This is a genomic window from Pseudideonella sakaiensis (assembly GCF_048320135.1).
GTDB lineage: Bacteria > Pseudomonadota > Gammaproteobacteria > Burkholderiales > Burkholderiaceae_C > Ideonella_A > Ideonella_A sakaiensis_A.
The window spans coordinates 4,686,389-4,700,668 of record NZ_CP182947.1 but is presented as its reverse complement, the minus strand read 5'-3'; the positions used below and the strand labels follow the sequence as shown (position 1 = coordinate 4,700,668).

Below are 14,280 nucleotides of genomic sequence, written 5' to 3'. Positions count from 1 at the left end.
ATTCGGCGCTCGCGGCGTCGAACCGTCGCCCGGCTGCAGGTAGCAGCGTGTGCCTGCATACACTGGCCCCACATGACGAACCTGAACCGCGAGCAGCTGTCGCTTTCCTGGAAGGCCTGGTACGGCAACAGCCTCGACCCGGTCGGCCCGGGCTGGCTGCAATGGGTCTGGACAACGGCTTTCTGCTTCGTGATCGCGATGTGTTTCACGGTGCTTGCGCTGGCGATCAACGCGACGAAAGGTGGTGATGCCTGGATTCGCGCCGATGCCTGGCTGAGGACCTACGGCAGCAACCTGGTCGTCTCGCTGATCATCGGCTACACGATCCACAGTCTGTTCGCGCTGCTGATCCCGCTGGTCGGCACGCAGCGGATACGGGCCTTCAGCTACGGCCAGCGCGCGCTGTTTTTCAGCGTCATTCCGATTGCCGGCGTGATGATCGGCTGGCCTGTCGGTTTGTGGATCGTCAGCCCGGATGCGGCCGGCCATATCGAGCGGATGGGCCCGGGCCTGTTCGTCGGCATTTTCCTGTTCGCATTGCTGATCAGCTTCATCCTGTTCCAGATCTTCAACGCCAAGATGCATCAGGCGGAGGCCGAAAAGCGCGCGGTGGAGGCCCAGCTCCGGCTGCTGCAGGCGCAGATGGAGCCGCACTTCCTGTTCAACACGCTGGCCGGCGTGCTGACGCTGATCGAGGCCGAGCCGGCGCGTGCGCGGCGGCTGCTCGAATCCTTCACCGACTATCTGCGCGCGACGCTGGCGAACCTGCGCACCGAGCGCAGCACGGTCGAACGCGAGATCGAGCTTGCCGCGGCCTATCTGCAGCTGATGCAATTGCGCATGGAGGACCGGCTGCAGTTCAGCATCGGCGTCGACGAGGAGGCACGGCGCGAGCCGATACCACCGCTGCTGCTGCAGCCGCTGGTCGAGAATGCGATCCAGCATGGGCTCGAAGCCAAGATCGACGGCGGCCGCGTCGAGGTCGAGGCCCGTCTCGCAGGCAATGACCTGCTGCTCGTGGTCAGCGACAACGGCCTCGGCCCCGACGCACCGGCCCGTCACCGGCCGGGTGGCAATGGCGTTGCGCTCGACAACATGCGCCAGCGCCTGCATGGCCTGCACGGCAATGCCGCGACGCTGACGATAGCGTCGCTGCAACCCGGTACCCGCGCCACGCTGCGACTGCCGCGGAGCAAGTCATGACTTTGGCGCTGATCGCCGACGACGAACCGGCGCTGGCGCGCCACCTGCAGCAGCAACTGGCGGCGCTGTGGCCCGAGCTCGCATTCGCGCCGCTGGCGCGCAACGGCCTCGAGGCCGCCGAACGCATTGCCGAGCTCGAGCCCGACCTCGCGTTCCTCGATATCCAGATGCCGGGCCTGAGCGGGCTCGAGGTGGCGCAGGGCATCGAAGGACAAACCCGGGTCGTATTCGTCACCGCCTTCGACGAATTCGCGGTCCAGGCTTTCGAACACGAGGCGCTCGACTATGTGCTGAAGCCGGTCGGCAGCGAGCGCCTGCGGCGCACGGTGCTTCGGCTGCAGCAGGCGCTGGCGGCGCCGCCGGCAATCGACGACGCCCGGCTGGCCGCCGCATTGCGACGCCTGCAGCCGATCGCACCGGCGGCGCCGGCCGAGCGGCTGCGCTGGATTCGCGCCGGCAGCGGCGACGTGGTGCATCAGCTGGCGGTCGACGATGTGCTGTTTTTCCGCGCCGACGACAAATACACCTGCGTGCAGACCGCCGAAACGGAGCACTTGATCCGCACCCCGATCGCCGAGCTTGCGGCCCGGCTCGATCCGCAGCGCTTCGTGCAGGTCCACCGCTCGACGATTGTCAACCTCGCCCACCTCGCAGGCACCCGGCGCGACGAGGCAAGCCGGCTGTTCGTGAGAGTGCGCGGCTGCGATCGCGAACTGCCCGTCAGCAAGGCGTACGTGCACCTGTTCAAGGCGATGTAACGGCGACTGGCTGCAGCAGCTCAGCGGCGCAACTGCGCGAGCCACTCGACGACACTGTCGAGCACCGCGGTCGATGCCGGTGCGTCGGGATGGTTGATCAGCGCGGCGACTGCATAGACACGGCCGTTGGCCGAGCGCACATAGCCGGCGACCGACCGCACGTCGAGCAGGCTGCCGGTCTTCAGCATTGCACGTCCGGTTGCCGGGCCGTCGCGCATGCGGTTGGCGAGCGTTCCGTCGACCCCGGCGATCGGCAGCGAATCGACAAAGGCGCGGCCATTGCGCTGGTCGTGCCAGGCCTGGCGCAGCAGTTGCACCAGCGCACGCGGGCGGGCCTGTTCGGCTCGCGACAGGCCCGAGCCGTTGTCGACCTCGACATCACCTGCCGGCAGGCCCCGGGTGCGAAGCCATTGCTCGAGCCGCGCACGCGCCGCCGCCGGCGTCGCGGCCTCGCCGGGAAAACCGGCCGACAGCGACAACAGCAGCGCTCGGGCGGCGATGTTGTCGCTGTATTTGTTGATCTCTCGGATCAGCTGCGGCAGGCGGGCCGACTGGCGGACCGAAAACGCCCGCGTGCCGTCCGGCCGCTTGCGGCTGCCGGGCGGCACGGCCTGACCCGGCTGGCCGATGCGCGGGTCGACGACCTGCCCCTCGAGCACGCCGCCGGCCTTCACCCACAACGCGCCGACCGCGCGGGCCGTCAGGTCACCCTCGGACAACAAGGCGAATGGCTGCTCGTGCTGTCCGCAGCCGCGGCCCCATTGGCCGGTCACGCGCAATTGCCGCAGCCGGGCGTCGGGTGCCGGCTCCAGCCACTCGGCCTTGGCCATGCAGCCGCGGCCTTTGCGCAGCTGGTTGACGACCGTCACGTCGGCCAGCGGCGGCTGCAGGCTCAGACCCGCGGGCCTGCCCGCCGCCGGCTCGACGCGCAGCCGCAGCACGCCGTCGTTCAGGCTGAACGCATCGGGCCAGTTGTGGTGCGGGCGGTCCGGACCGGGCCGCGGCGACAGCGCCTGATCCTCGTCGGTCAGCCGGAAGGCGAGCCGGTCGAGGATGATGTTGCCGCGGATCTCGCGCAGGCCCTGCGCCTGCATCTCGGCGAACCAGGCCAGCAGGTCGTCGCTGCCAAGCCGCGCATCACCACCGCCGACGATCAGCAGATCACCATCGAGCCGGCCGTCGGCGAGTTCGCCGAGCAATCTGGCCTCGGTCCGCCAGCGGTAGGCCGGGCCGAGCAGATCGAGCGCAGCCAGCGTCGTGATGACCTTGGTGGTCGATGCGAGCACGAATTTCTGTTCGGCATTCAGCGCCAGCATCGGCAGCGGCTGGTCGACCGCCTGCACGAACAGGCCGAACTGGCCGATCGGAATGCCGGCCTTGCCGAGTTCGGCCACCACCTGATCGGGCAGGCCGGGAAACATCGTCCGTGTATCGCCATGCGCGGTCGGCGGATGGTAGGAGCGCGGCGGCGCGGGGCCGGGATAGGCGGCCGCGCCGGCATTTGCGAACGCCAGCAACGAGCCGGTCAGCGCCCAGGCCGCGCTGCGGCCTCGCCAGCCGGCACGGCTGCCGCGTGGTCCGGTTGGCTCGAACGCGCGGCCCGGCCCACCACTCGACGGCGGCGGGCATGGCGATCGACGATCGGAAGGACGTTGGCTGAACATGGCCAGCAGCGCTCGGGCACAATGCGGCCCCGGCAAAAGTGCCAGCATAGGCCGATCGGCGGCGAAATGCGATGGGCTTTTTTCACACCTGGCGCCGGCAGGCCAGCCTGAATTGACCACTCCCGACAAATCCCCTCCGCGGCGCGGCATCCGCAGCTATGTGGTGCGTGCCGGACGCATCGGTCCGGGCCAGGCCCGCGCGCTGCAGGACCTGGCCGCCGACCACCTGATTCCCTACCGCGATCAGGTGATTGATTTGCCGGCGGTTTTCGGTCGCGAGGCGCCGGTCGTGCTCGAAATCGGCTTTGGCATGGGCGCTGCGACCGCGGCGATCGCGAAGGCAAGGCCGGAGACCAATTTTCTCGGCATCGAGGTTCATCCACCAGGTGTCGGCGCGTTGCTGCAGCAGATTGCCGCCCAGCAGCTGGGCAATCTGCGGCTGATCCAGCACGACGCGGTCGACGTGATCGAACAGATGCTGGCGCCGGCGTCGTTGGCCGGCGTGCACATCTATTTCCCCGATCCGTGGCCGAAGAAGCGCCACCACAAGCGCCGCCTGATCCAGCCGCCGTTCATCGAGCGGCTGATCGGCCGGATGGCGCCCGGCGCCTACCTGCATTGCGCGACCGACTGGCAACCCTATGCCGAGCAGATGCTGGCGGTGCTGTCGGCGCAGCCGGGCCTGGTCAACGAGGCCGACGGCTATGCGCCGCGGCCATCCTGGCGGCCGCTGACAAAGTTCGAGAACCGCGGCCTCGAACGTGGCCACGGCGTCTGGGACCTGCTGTTCAGGCGCTCCAGTTGACGGTGCCGGTCCACCAGGTCACGAGCACGATCAGGCCGAACGCGATCCGGTACCAGGCAAACGGCACGAAGCTGTGCGTCGAGATGTAGCGCAGCAGCCAGCGCACGCAGAAGAAGGCCGAGATGAACGAGGTCACCATGCCGACCGTCCACATGCCGAGGTCGTCGACCGACAGCAGCGCCCTGTCCTTCCACAGCGAATAGGCCGATGCCAGCGCGAGCGTCGGGATCGCGAGGAAGAAGGTGAATTCGGTCGCGACCTTGCGCGACAGTCCGAACAACATCCCGCCGATGATCGTCGCGCCGGACCGGCTGGTGCCTGGAATCAGCGCAAAACACTGCGCGAAGCCGACTTTCAGCGCATCGAGCCAGGTCATGTCGTCGACCGATTCGACCCGCACATGGTGCTGGCGGCGCTCGGCCCACAGGATCACGAAGGCGCCGAGGATGAAGGTCGTCGCGACGGTCGGCGCATTGAACAGGTGTGCCTTCAGCACCTTGCCGACCAGCAGGCCGAGCAAGGCAATCGGCAGGAAGGCGATGCCGACATTGATCAGCAGCCGCGCCGCCTTCGGGTCGCGGCCGAGGCCGCTGAACATCGAGGCGATGCGCTCGCGGAATTCCCACACCACCGCGAGGATTGCCGCCGACTGGATCACGATCTCGAACAGCTTGCCGCGTTCATCGTGGAAATCGAGCAGGGTGCCGGCGAGGATCAGGTGACCGGTGCTCGAGATCGGCAGAAATTCGGTCAGGCCTTCGACCACGCCCATCACGGCGGCCTTCAGAAGAATCACGATGTCCACCGCGGCGCTCCACATGCAAAGGGCGCGATGATAGCCGCGACGCCCGGCGGCACCGACCGCCCGCGGTCGGCTGGCCTCCGGCGGCGCCTTGACCGCAGCGATCCGATCGCCCTAATATTACTGACCGAATAGTCATTATCGAGATGTCCCAATCCCCTCCTGCCGACCTTCCAGACGCTGCGACGGCGCCTCCGTCGGCGCCCGCGCCGCGCCAGCGGCGCAAGCAGGCCCGGCCGCATGAATTGCTGGCGGCGGCATTGACGCTGTTCGGCGAGAAGGGGTTCGCCGCCACCCGCATCGAGGAAGTCGCCGCACTGGCCGGCGTTTCCAAGGGCACGCTGTACCTCTACTACCCGAGCAAGGAGGCGCTGCTGAAGGCGGTGATCCGCGAGCACCTCGGGCAACTGCTCGATGCCGGCGAGAATCTCGTCGCGACATTCGACGGGCCGACCTCGCAATTGCTGTCGGTGCTGCTGCACACCTGGTGGGACCGGGTCGGCAATACACCGGCGTCGGCAATCCACAAGATCATGCTGTCGGAGGCGCGCAATTTCCCCGAAATCGCGGCGTTCTACAACGACGAGGTGACCCGGCCGGCGCAGCGGCTGTTGGCGAGCTGCCTGCAGCGCGGCATCGACCGTGGCGAATTCAGGGCGTTGCCGGTGCAGCCAACCGCGATGAACCTGCTTGCGCCGGTGATCTTTCTGATGCTGCACAAACATTCGTTCGGCGCCTGCTCGCAGAGCCAGCAGATCGTCGACCCAGCGGCGGTGATCGCGACGCAGATCGATCTGGTTCTGCACGGCCTGTTGCTGCAAGGCGACAGCGCAACAACGCCGGTCGCGCCACCGGCCTCCTAGAATTGCGGATTCAGCCCAGTCAGCATCCCGAGCCGATGAATACCGAACAAGCGCGTTTCAACATGATCGAGCAGCAGATCCGCCCCTGGGAGGTGCTCGATCCAACGGTTCTCGCATTGCTCGCGGTGGTCCGGCGCGAGGATTTCGTGCCGCAGGCCTACCGCTCGATGGCTTTCATGGATACCGAAGTGCCGCTGCCGTCGACCACCAGCCCGGCGCTGCAGCATATGCTGCCGCCGCGTGTCGAGGCCCGCCTGCTGCAGGACCTCGATGTGCACAAGCACGAGCGGGTGCTCGAGATCGGCGCCGGCTCCGGCTATATGGCCGCGCTGCTCGGCCATCGTGCGCAGCAGGTGACGACGCTCGAGATCGACCCCGACCTGGCGCAGTTCGCGCGGCAGAACCTCGAGCGGGCCGGCATCGGCAACGTCAAGGTGGTGCAGGCCGATGGCGCGAAAGGGCTGCCTGGCGAGGCGCCGTTCGACGTGATCGTGTTGTCCGGGTCAGTGGCCGATGTGCCGCCCGGCCTGCTCGGCCAGCTGAAGACCGGCGGCCGGCTGGCCGCGATCGTCGGCCAGCTGCCGATCATGCGCGCCCGCCTGACGACGCGGCGCAGCGAGCATGATTTCGTCAGCGTCGACCTGTTCGATACCGTCGCACCGCGGCTGCGCAATTTCGACGAACCGAGCCGGTTCAGCTTCTGATGCAGCAGGTCGACGTCACCGCGCTGCAGGATTTCGTGGCCCAACGTGCAACGTCGTCTCCGGTGCTGCTCGACGTCCGCGAACCCTGGGAGGTGGCGCTGGGCAGGATCGACATTGCCGGCGCCCGGTCGATGGCGATCCCGATGAACGAGATCCCCGGCCGGCTCGGCGAAATCGACCGTTCCGACACGATCGTCTGCATCTGCCACCACGGCATGCGCAGCGCGCAGGTCGCGAACTTCCTGGAACGACAGGGTTATTCCTCGGTTTTCAACCTTTCAGGCGGGACCGATGCGTGGTCGACTCAAGTCGACCCGCAATTGCCCCGATATTGACCGGATGCCGATCGGGATCGAACCCGCTACCCAGCCCACTCTCAAGGAAGCCGACATGCCCGTTTCACGCCACCTCAGCCAGAACCCGGCCGCGCCCGCAGCGGGCGACGACCGCTGGCTGTCGCCGGAGCAAACGCCGCAGCCGGCCGGAAAGACACGCAAAGGCCTGCGCCTGATGCCGCTGGCGGCCTGGTTGCTGGGTGCCGGGCTGTTTGCCGGCACCTCGGCCAGCCAGGCGCAAAGCCTGCTCGAGCTGTACCAGGCCGCCCACGCCTACGACGCGACCTACCTGGCGGCGAAGGCGCTCGCCGAATCGGCGCCGTACCGGGCTGCGCAGAGCAAGGCGCTGAAACGGCCGAATGCCGCGCTCGGCGGCAGCGCCAGCATGGCCCAGGTCGATCCGCCGACCCGCGGCGGGCTGACGTCGAACAGCCTGAACCTGGCGCTGTCGGGCCGGCAGAGCCTGTACAACCGCGCCAATGACGTGACGATCGAACAGGCCGAAAAGCAGCTGCAGCAATCGGTCCATGAACTCGACAGCGCCGAGCAGGACCTGATCATCCGCCTCGCGCAGGCCTATTTCGACGTGCTGGCGGCCCAGGATACGCTGGCGACGACCGGCGCCAGCAAGGCCGCGATCAGCGAACAGCTGGCTTCGGCAAAACGCAATTTCGAGGTCGGCACCGCCACCATCACCGATACCCGCGAGGCACAGGCCCGTTTCGACCTTGCGACCGCGCAGGAGATCGCCGCCGACAACGACCTGAAAAGCAAGCGGGTCGTGCTCGACCAGCTGGTCGGCCGCATCGGCGTGGTGCCGAAGCAGCTGGCGATACCGGTCGTGCTGCCGCCGCTGGTGCCGGCGCAGATGGAAGCCTGGGTCAGCCGCGCCGAAGCCGAACACCCGGCGGTACAGCGCGCCCAGCTCGCCCTCGAGGTCGCCCGGCTGGAAGTCAACAAGGCCCGTGCGGGCCGGCAGCCGACGCTCGATGCGGTGGCATCGGTCAGCGCGACCCACGCGAACGGCAGCGCGGCGGCCTTCAACGGCAACAAGGGCACGACCGGCAATGCCAGCGTCGGCCTGCAGTTCAACCTGCCGCTCTACACCGGCGGGCTGGTCGACAACCGGATCCAGGAAACGCTGGTCCTCGAAGACAAGGCGCGCAACGACCTCGAAGCGGCGCGGCGCGCGGTATCCCAGGCCACCCGCACAGCCTTCCTCGCGGTGCAGTCCGGCGAGGCGCAGGTAAAGGCGCTCGAGGCGGCCGAGTCGTCGAGCCTGCTGGCGGTCGAGGCAACGTTGCTCGGCTACAAAGTCGGGGTCCGGGTCAACCTCGACGTGCTGAATGCGCAGACCCAGCTCTATACGACCCGGCGCGATCTGGCGCAGGCGCGTTACAACCTGCTGCTCAGCAGGCTGCGCCTCGCCCAGGCCTCGGGCAAACTGCTCGCGAACGACGTGGCGGCGGTCGACCGTCTGTTGAAACGCTGAGCCTGCTGTCATGGAAACCGGATCTCGGTGCCGCGACCGAATCGCCGCACCGCTGGTCTGCGTCTTCCTCGCCTGTTTGCTGGCCGCCTGCGGTGACGGCTACCCGCGCAAGGACCTCGGCCTCGACAATCCGACCGCCGGTGTCAGCGCCATTGACATCGTCGCTCGGCTGAACCGGATGAACAAGGGCTCGCTGACCGCGACCCGATGGCAGTTCAGCCTGCTCGGCCCGTGTCAGCTGAGGCTGGTCGGCCGCGGCGGCGACCGCCCCGAGCGAATCCTGACCGTCCGGCTGCTGCACGGCGCGCTGCAGGTGAAGGGCAATCTCGGCGAATCGGTGCAGGCCGTGCAGGTCAATTTCGACGGCACGCCGGAACTGGTCGACGAACACCTGTTCGAAGCCGAGCGCTGGACCGACGCGGTCGAATATGCAACCAACCTGCAGGCGCTGCAGCGCATCTGTGCCCGCAGCCGCAATGCATCCCCCGCTCCAGCGCGGGCATCGGCCGCAGTGGCCAACTGACCCGTTATGTAGTGCGGTATATTGCGGTCCGCTCCCCCCGGACCACCGATGCCGCCTTCCACCCGTTCGCGCCCGCTCGCCCGTTGCACCACCGCCTGGCTGCTCGTGCTGCTGTGCGGCGCGTGGCCGGCGCAGGCGGCCGAATTGGTCGTGTCGGCGGCGTCCAGCCTCGGCAATGTGCTGCGCGAGATCGCACCGGGATTCGAATCCCGTCATCCTGGGACAAGGCTGCTGTTCAATATCGCGTCGTCCGATACGCTGCTGGCGCAAGTCAGCAAGGGGGCGCCGGTCGATGTGCTGGCGGTCGCCGATGCCCAGGTGATGGACCGTGCCGACAAGCTCGGGCTGGTGCTGCCGGGTTCGCGGCGCGATTTCGTCGGCAATACGATGGTGCTGATCACGCCGCGTGACAGCCGCATCGAGCTGAAGTCGCTGCGCGACCTGGCATCGCCGGCGATCCGGCATGTCGCGCTCGGCCGGCCCGACGGCGTGCCGGCGGGCCGATATGCACGCGCCGCACTGGGCGAGGCCGGGCTCTGGCCGGCGCTCGAGGCGAAGGCGGTGTATGCACAGAATGTGCGGCAAGGCCTCGACTACGTCGCGCGCGCCGAGGCGCAGGCCGGCTTCGTCTACGGCAGCGACGCCGCGTCGATGCCGGACAAGGTGAAGGTCGCATTGGTCGTGCCGACGCCGACGCCGATCAGCTACCCGATCGCGGTGATTGCCGGCAGCAGCCGGCCGGCTCTGGCGCAGCAGTTCATCGAGCACCTCGCGTCGCCGCCGGTGCAGGCGGTGTTTGCGCGGCACGGCTTCGTCAGCCGCTGAATGCGATGGAATCGGCCTGGATACCCTTGGCCTTGTCGTTGAAGGTCGCGTTGTGGGCCACCGGGCTGAACCTGCTGCTCGGCGTCGGTGTCGCCTACTGGCTGGCACGGCACCGCTTCGCCGGCCGCGAACTCGTCGATGCCTTGCTGACCCTGCCGATGGTGCTGCCGCCGACCGTGCTCGGCTACTACCTGCTGGTCGTGATCGGCAGCAACGGCTGGCTCGGCCGCTGGCTCGATGAATCGTTCGGCATCAATCTGATCTTCACCTGGCAGGCGGCGGTGATCGCGGCGACCATCGTCGCCTTTCCACTGGTGCTGAAATCGGCCCGCGCAGCGCTCGAGAATGTCGACCCGCAACTCGAGCAGGCAGCGCGTGTGCTCGGCCTCGGCGAGGCCGCGGTATTTTTCCGCGTCAGCCTGCCGCTGGCCTGGCGCGGCATCCTGGCCGGCCTGCTGCTCGCATTCGCCCGCGCGCTCGGCGAATTCGGCGCGACGCTGATGGTCGCCGGCAGCATCCCGGGGCGCACACAAACGCTGTCGATTGCCGTCTATGAAGCGGTGCAGGCCGGACAGGACGATCTCGCGGCCTTCCTCGTGATGATCATCTCGACCACCTGTGTCGCGGTGCTGCTCGGTGCCGGCTGGCTGGCGCCGCGCCGACCGGGGTTGCGTTGATGAATTTCGACGTCGCGATCGGCAAATCGGTCGGCAGCGGCCCGCTACGCTTCGACCTGCGGGTGCGTTTCGCCAGCGACGCCGCCCGCACCGCGATCCTCGGCCCATCGGGCGCCGGCAAGAGCCTGACGCTGCAGGTGATGGCCGGGCTGCTGCGGCCCGATGCCGGGCATGTCCGCTTTCGCGGCCAGACCTGCTTCGACGATGCGCAGGGCATCGACGTCCCGCCACGGCGTCGCGGCTTCGGTTATCTGTTTCAGGACTATGCGCTGTTTCCGCACCTGAACGTTCGGCAGAACGTCGGTTTCGGGCTGCACAAGGGATGGCTGAATCCGCGCCGCTGCAGTGCCGACCATGCCGTCGACGACTGGCTGGAACTGCTCGAGCTGCGCGATGTCGCCGAGCAGCGGCCCGATGAACTGTCCGGCGGTCAGCGCCAGCGCACCGCGCTGGCCCGTGCGCTGGTCGATTCACCGCGCGCGCTGCTGCTCGACGAGCCCTTTTCCGCACTCGATCCGGCGTTGCGCGAGCGCACGCGCGGCGAACTCGATGCGCTGCTGAAGCGGGTCGACATCCCGATCGTGTTGATCACCCATGATCCGGACGACCTGAAATTGTTCGGCGAACAGACGATCGTGATCGACAACGGCAGGCTGGCCGGAACGATCGGAGCATCCCGCTGATGGCCGGCCGACTACCGTCCACGCCGCCGCCGCCTGCCGAATTGCCGGCCGATCCCGCAACGACCGCGGCCGGTCTCAGCGTTTATGCCGACCTGTCGCTGAACGTGGCCGGCAAATCGCTCGGCAGTGCCCGGCGGCTCGCACTGCTTGCCGAAGTCGCTCGCGTCGGCTCGATCACGCAAGCGGCAAAAGCGGTCGGCCTCAGCTACAAGGCCGCCTGGGACGCAATCGAGCAGATGGGCAATCTGGCCGGCGAACCGCTGGTCGAGCGCTCGACCGGCGGCAAGGGCGGCGGCCACAGCCGCCTGACGGCGCGTGGCGAGGAACTGGTCAGCCGCTTTGCGCTGGTCGAAGCCGAACACCGGCGTTTTGTCGAGCGGCTGAACCGCCGCGGTGACGGACTCGGCCGCGAACTGGCGATGCTGGAAAACATCGCGTTGCGCACCAGCGCCCGCAACCAGTTTGTCGGCACCGTGCGCTCGATACGTGATGGCGCGGTCAATGACGAGATCGAACTGGCGGTGATCGGCGGCCAGACGATCGTCGCCACCGTGACCCGCGACAGCCGCATCGACCTCGGGCTGGCGCCCGGCGCAACCGCGGTGGCGCTGATCAAGGCCTCGTCGGTCCTGCTGATGACCGGCCCGACCGGCGCCAGGATCTCGGCGCGCAACCAGCTGGCCGGCACCGTTTCGCGGATCACGCCCGGCGCGGTCAATGCCGAGGTGGTGCTGGCGCTCGATGGCGGTGGCGCGATCGCCGCAATCATCACCGGCGGCAGCGTCGCCGAACTCGGCCTGAAAGCCGGCGACCGCGCGGTCGCATTGTTCAAGGCATCGAGCGTGATCATCGCGGCGGCGGCCTGAGCGCCGACAGCCGCCCGGCGCGCTGTCGCCTACTTCGCGAATGCGTACGGCCCGCCGCGCTCGAGCGCGCGCCGATAGGCCGGCCTGGCGTGGATGCGGCGCAGAAAGTCCATCAGCCGCGGCCTGCTCTCGTCGAGGCCGGCGCGCTGCGCGGCGGCTTCGAGCGGGAAACTCATCTGCACATCTGCGGCGCTGAATTCCTGCCCGGCGAACCAGGGCCGGTCGGCCAGCTCGGCTTCGAGGAAGTCGAGGTGGTTTTTCAGCTGCGGCGTGATGAAGTCGGCCGACACCTTCGCGACGATGCCTTTGACAACCGGTTTGACGAAGAAGGGAACCGGCGCCGCTGCAATCTTGTCGAACACCAGCTTCATCAACAGTGGCGGCATCGCCGACCCCTCGGCATAGTGCATGAAATAGACAAATCGCAGGTGGTCAGCGCTGCCCGGCTCCGGCGTCAGCCGGCGCTCGCCATCCCGGTTCACGAGGTAGTCGATGATCGCGCCGGTTTCGGCGAGCACGGTTGCTCCGTCGGTGACGACCGGCGATTTGCCGAGCGGGTGGACCTCGCGCAACTCGAGCGGCGCACGCATCGTCTTCGGGTCGCGCTGGTAGTGCCTGACCTCGTAGTCGAGACCGAGTTCCTCGAGCAGCCACAACACGCGCTGCGAGCGCGAGTTGTTCAGGTGGTGGACAACGAGCATCGCGGTCTCCGTGGTGGGCGAGGCCCGATTGTCGCCGCCGTCCGGGCATCGTCCGCAGCGGTGCAGGACCTTGCGACGAGAATAGCGCCGGCCTGCTGCGCGGCGACCGAACCCGTATTTCCCTGGAGAAGATCCGATGCAACCCCCAGCCCCGGCTGAAATCGACACCACCGCAGTGTCGCCGTCGACCGGCCCGGTCCCGCGCATCCACCTGCACATGCCGGTCGATATCAAGAGTGCGTCGCTGGCGCTGATCGCGGTGCTGGCGACGATCTTTTTTCTCAGCTGGGCCAAGGCCGTGCTGGTGCCGCTGCTGCTCGGGGTGATCTTCAGTTATGCCTTGTCGCCGGCAGTCGACTGGCTGCAGCGGCTGCGGGTGCCGCGCTCGCTCGGCATCACGCTGGTGATGTCCGCCGTGCTCGCCGGTACCGGCGGCGTCGGTTATGCGCTGGCCGACGATGCCGTCGCGCTGGTCGAATCGCTGCCGGCTGCGGCCGAGAAGCTGCGCCGCGAGATGCGCGCGACCGCTCGCAATGCGCCGGAAAGCCCGATCGAGAAGGTGCAGCGCGCGGCCAGCAACCTCGAACAGGCGGCCGAGGAATCGAGCAACGTCGTGCCGCCGAGCCGCGGCGTCACCCGGGTGCAGATCGAGAAGCCGAAATTCAATGTGAAGGACTATCTGCTGTCCGGAACGATCGGCTTCATGACCTTCGTCGGCCAGGCAGTCGTCGTCTTGTTCATCGTCTTCTTCCTCGTTTCGGCCGGCGACAGCTTCCGCCGCAAGATGGTCAAGATCGCCGGCCCGACGCTGCGGCAGAAAAAGGTCACGCTGCAGGTGCTCGACGAGATCAACGCGCAGATCCAGCGCTACCTGGCGGTGCAGATCCACACCAGCATCCTGGTCGGCATCGTGACCGGCCTTGCGGTCTGGGCACTCGGGCTGGAGCGGGCCGCGGTCTGGGGCGTCGTTGCCGGGGTGCTGAACCTGATTCCGTATATCGGCTCGGCGGTCGTCGCCGCCGCACTGGCGCTGGCCGGCTTCGTGCAGGTCGGCACGATCGGCATCGCGGTGCAGTTGGCCGCCGCATCGATCGGCATCCACATCATCTCGGGCAATCTGCTGGCGCCGCTGCTGACCAGCCGCGCCTGCCGGATCAATCCGATCGTCGTCTTCGTCGGCGTGCTGGCATTCGGCTGGTTGTGGGGCATGTGGGGCCTGCTGCTCGGCGCGCCGATCCTGATGGGCATCAAGACGGTCTGCGACCACATCGACGAGTTGAATCCGATCGGCGAACTGCTCGGCGTCTGAGGCAGGGTCCCAAGCCTCGGCAGCCTGACGCCGCAGCGTGGACAATGGCGGCTCGACGACAGCCCAGCCG

The 14,280-nt window shown here is 67.9% G+C and carries 16 protein-coding genes; 13 read left to right on the top strand and 3 right to left on the bottom strand.

Annotated features, from left to right (window positions below; translation table 11 throughout):
• The first annotated feature begins 72 nt into the window (after positions 1-72).
• Complete coding sequence (locus ACNH6H_RS21575) at positions 73-1,203, top strand: sensor histidine kinase (protein ID WP_418320340.1); 1,131 nt, start codon at positions 73-75, stop codon at positions 1,201-1,203.
• A complete protein-coding gene (locus ACNH6H_RS21570; protein ID WP_418320339.1) occupies positions 1,200-1,961 on the top strand; it encodes a LytR/AlgR family response regulator transcription factor in 762 nt (253 codons plus the stop codon). Before ACNH6H_RS21575 ends, ACNH6H_RS21570 begins: the two co-directional genes overlap by 4 nt.
• Positions 1,962-1,981: 20 nt before the next feature.
• Here the strand turns inward: ACNH6H_RS21570 and dacB are convergent, their stop codons facing one another.
• Positions 1,982-3,478, bottom strand: coding sequence for a D-alanyl-D-alanine carboxypeptidase/D-alanyl-D-alanine-endopeptidase (gene dacB, locus ACNH6H_RS21565; protein ID WP_418320338.1), 1,497 nt, complete (start codon positions 3,476-3,478; stop codon positions 1,982-1,984).
• 235 nt (positions 3,479-3,713) lie between these two features.
• Between dacB and trmB the strand changes: the two genes are divergently transcribed.
• On the top strand, positions 3,714-4,430 hold the full coding sequence (trmB, locus tag ACNH6H_RS21560; protein ID WP_418321445.1) for a tRNA (guanosine(46)-N7)-methyltransferase TrmB: 717 nt from the start codon (positions 3,714-3,716) through the stop codon (positions 4,428-4,430).
• Here trmB and ACNH6H_RS21555 read toward each other — a convergent pair.
• Positions 4,414-5,235, bottom strand: a complete 822-nt coding sequence (locus ACNH6H_RS21555) for an undecaprenyl-diphosphate phosphatase (protein WP_418320337.1) — start codon at positions 5,233-5,235, stop codon at positions 4,414-4,416. The genes trmB and ACNH6H_RS21555 overlap by 17 nt on opposite strands.
• Positions 5,236-5,378: 143 nt before the next feature.
• On the opposite strand from ACNH6H_RS21555, the gene ACNH6H_RS21550 reads away from it, so the two are divergent.
• Genes ACNH6H_RS21550 through ACNH6H_RS21510 form a run of 9 tightly spaced genes read left to right on the top strand, consistent with a single transcriptional unit; the run spans position 5,379 to position 12,200 of the window.
• The gene (locus ACNH6H_RS21550) at positions 5,379-6,095 is read left to right on the top strand and encodes a TetR/AcrR family transcriptional regulator (RefSeq protein ID WP_418320336.1); all 717 of its coding nucleotides are present in this window, start codon (positions 5,379-5,381) and stop codon (positions 6,093-6,095) included.
• A 35-nt stretch (positions 6,096-6,130) separates the two neighbouring features.
• A complete protein-coding gene (locus ACNH6H_RS21545) occupies positions 6,131-6,799 on the top strand; it encodes a protein-L-isoaspartate O-methyltransferase family protein (RefSeq protein WP_418320335.1) in 669 nt (222 codons plus the stop codon).
• Complete coding sequence (locus ACNH6H_RS21540) at positions 6,799-7,134, top strand: rhodanese-like domain-containing protein (RefSeq protein WP_418320334.1); 336 nt, start codon at positions 6,799-6,801, stop codon at positions 7,132-7,134. Before ACNH6H_RS21545 ends, ACNH6H_RS21540 begins: the two co-directional genes overlap by 1 nt.
• A 55-nt stretch (positions 7,135-7,189) precedes the next feature.
• The gene (locus ACNH6H_RS21535; RefSeq protein WP_418320333.1) at positions 7,190-8,626 is read left to right on the top strand and encodes a TolC family outer membrane protein; all 1,437 of its coding nucleotides are present in this window, start codon (positions 7,190-7,192) and stop codon (positions 8,624-8,626) included.
• Positions 8,627-8,636: 10 nt separating this feature from the next.
• The gene (locus tag ACNH6H_RS21530) at positions 8,637-9,149 is read left to right on the top strand and encodes a hypothetical protein (protein ID WP_418320332.1); all 513 of its coding nucleotides are present in this window, start codon (positions 8,637-8,639) and stop codon (positions 9,147-9,149) included.
• Positions 9,150-9,197: 48 nt separating this feature from the next.
• Complete coding sequence (modA, locus tag ACNH6H_RS21525; RefSeq protein WP_418320331.1) at positions 9,198-9,974, top strand: molybdate ABC transporter substrate-binding protein; 777 nt, start codon at positions 9,198-9,200, stop codon at positions 9,972-9,974.
• Between the two features lie 5 nt (positions 9,975-9,979).
• Positions 9,980-10,651: a molybdate ABC transporter permease subunit gene (gene modB / locus ACNH6H_RS21520; RefSeq protein ID WP_418320330.1), complete on the top strand. Its 672-nt coding sequence runs from the start codon at positions 9,980-9,982 to the stop codon at positions 10,649-10,651.
• Entirely contained in the window at positions 10,651-11,334 is a 684-nt protein-coding gene (locus tag ACNH6H_RS21515; RefSeq protein WP_418320329.1) for an ATP-binding cassette domain-containing protein, read from the top strand. Before modB ends, ACNH6H_RS21515 begins: the two co-directional genes overlap by 1 nt.
• Positions 11,334-12,200 carry a TOBE domain-containing protein gene (locus ACNH6H_RS21510; RefSeq protein ID WP_418320328.1) on the top strand — a complete coding sequence of 289 codons (867 nt, stop codon included), beginning with the start codon at positions 11,334-11,336 and terminating at the stop codon, positions 12,198-12,200. The genes ACNH6H_RS21515 and ACNH6H_RS21510 overlap by 1 nt, the downstream gene beginning before the upstream one ends.
• A gap of 29 nt (positions 12,201-12,229) precedes the next feature.
• Here ACNH6H_RS21510 and ACNH6H_RS21505 read toward each other — a convergent pair whose 3' ends face one another.
• Positions 12,230-12,901: a glutathione S-transferase gene (locus ACNH6H_RS21505; protein WP_418320327.1), complete on the bottom strand. Its 672-nt coding sequence runs from the start codon at positions 12,899-12,901 to the stop codon at positions 12,230-12,232.
• Between the two features lie 136 nt (positions 12,902-13,037).
• On the opposite strand from ACNH6H_RS21505, the gene ACNH6H_RS21500 reads away from it, so the two are divergent.
• Positions 13,038-14,210 (top strand): AI-2E family transporter, encoded by a 1,173-nt coding sequence (locus tag ACNH6H_RS21500; RefSeq protein WP_418320326.1) that lies wholly within the window; start codon positions 13,038-13,040, stop codon positions 14,208-14,210.
• The last annotated feature ends 70 nt before the right edge of the window (positions 14,211-14,280 follow it).

Excerpts from the sequence above, each read along its gene's own strand:
- ACNH6H_RS21530 (WP_418320332.1), top strand. The coding sequence starts at position 8,637 with ATGGAAACCGGATCTCGGTGCCGCGACCGAATCGCCGCACCGCTGGTC.
- ACNH6H_RS21545 (WP_418320335.1), top strand. The coding sequence starts at position 6,131 with ATGAATACCGAACAAGCGCGTTTCAACATGATCGAGCAGCAGATCCGC.
- ACNH6H_RS21575 (WP_418320340.1), top strand. The coding sequence starts at position 73 with ATGACGAACCTGAACCGCGAGCAGCTGTCGCTTTCCTGGAAGGCCTGG.
- modB (WP_418320330.1), top strand. The coding sequence starts at position 9,980 with ATGGAATCGGCCTGGATACCCTTGGCCTTGTCGTTGAAGGTCGCGTTG.
- ACNH6H_RS21550 (WP_418320336.1), top strand. The coding sequence starts at position 5,379 with ATGTCCCAATCCCCTCCTGCCGACCTTCCAGACGCTGCGACGGCGCCT.
- ACNH6H_RS21535 (WP_418320333.1), top strand. The coding sequence starts at position 7,190 with ATGCCCGTTTCACGCCACCTCAGCCAGAACCCGGCCGCGCCCGCAGCG.
- ACNH6H_RS21500 (WP_418320326.1), top strand. The coding sequence starts at position 13,038 with ATGCAACCCCCAGCCCCGGCTGAAATCGACACCACCGCAGTGTCGCCG.
- ACNH6H_RS21540 (WP_418320334.1), top strand. The coding sequence starts at position 6,799 with ATGCAGCAGGTCGACGTCACCGCGCTGCAGGATTTCGTGGCCCAACGT.
- ACNH6H_RS21570 (WP_418320339.1), top strand. The coding sequence starts at position 1,200 with ATGACTTTGGCGCTGATCGCCGACGACGAACCGGCGCTGGCGCGCCAC.
- ACNH6H_RS21505 (WP_418320327.1), bottom strand. The coding sequence starts at position 12,901 with ATGCTCGTTGTCCACCACCTGAACAACTCGCGCTCGCAGCGCGTGTTG.
- ACNH6H_RS21510 (WP_418320328.1), top strand. The coding sequence starts at position 11,334 with ATGGCCGGCCGACTACCGTCCACGCCGCCGCCGCCTGCCGAATTGCCG.
- modA (WP_418320331.1), top strand. The coding sequence starts at position 9,198 with ATGCCGCCTTCCACCCGTTCGCGCCCGCTCGCCCGTTGCACCACCGCC.
- ACNH6H_RS21515 (WP_418320329.1), top strand. The coding sequence starts at position 10,651 with ATGAATTTCGACGTCGCGATCGGCAAATCGGTCGGCAGCGGCCCGCTA.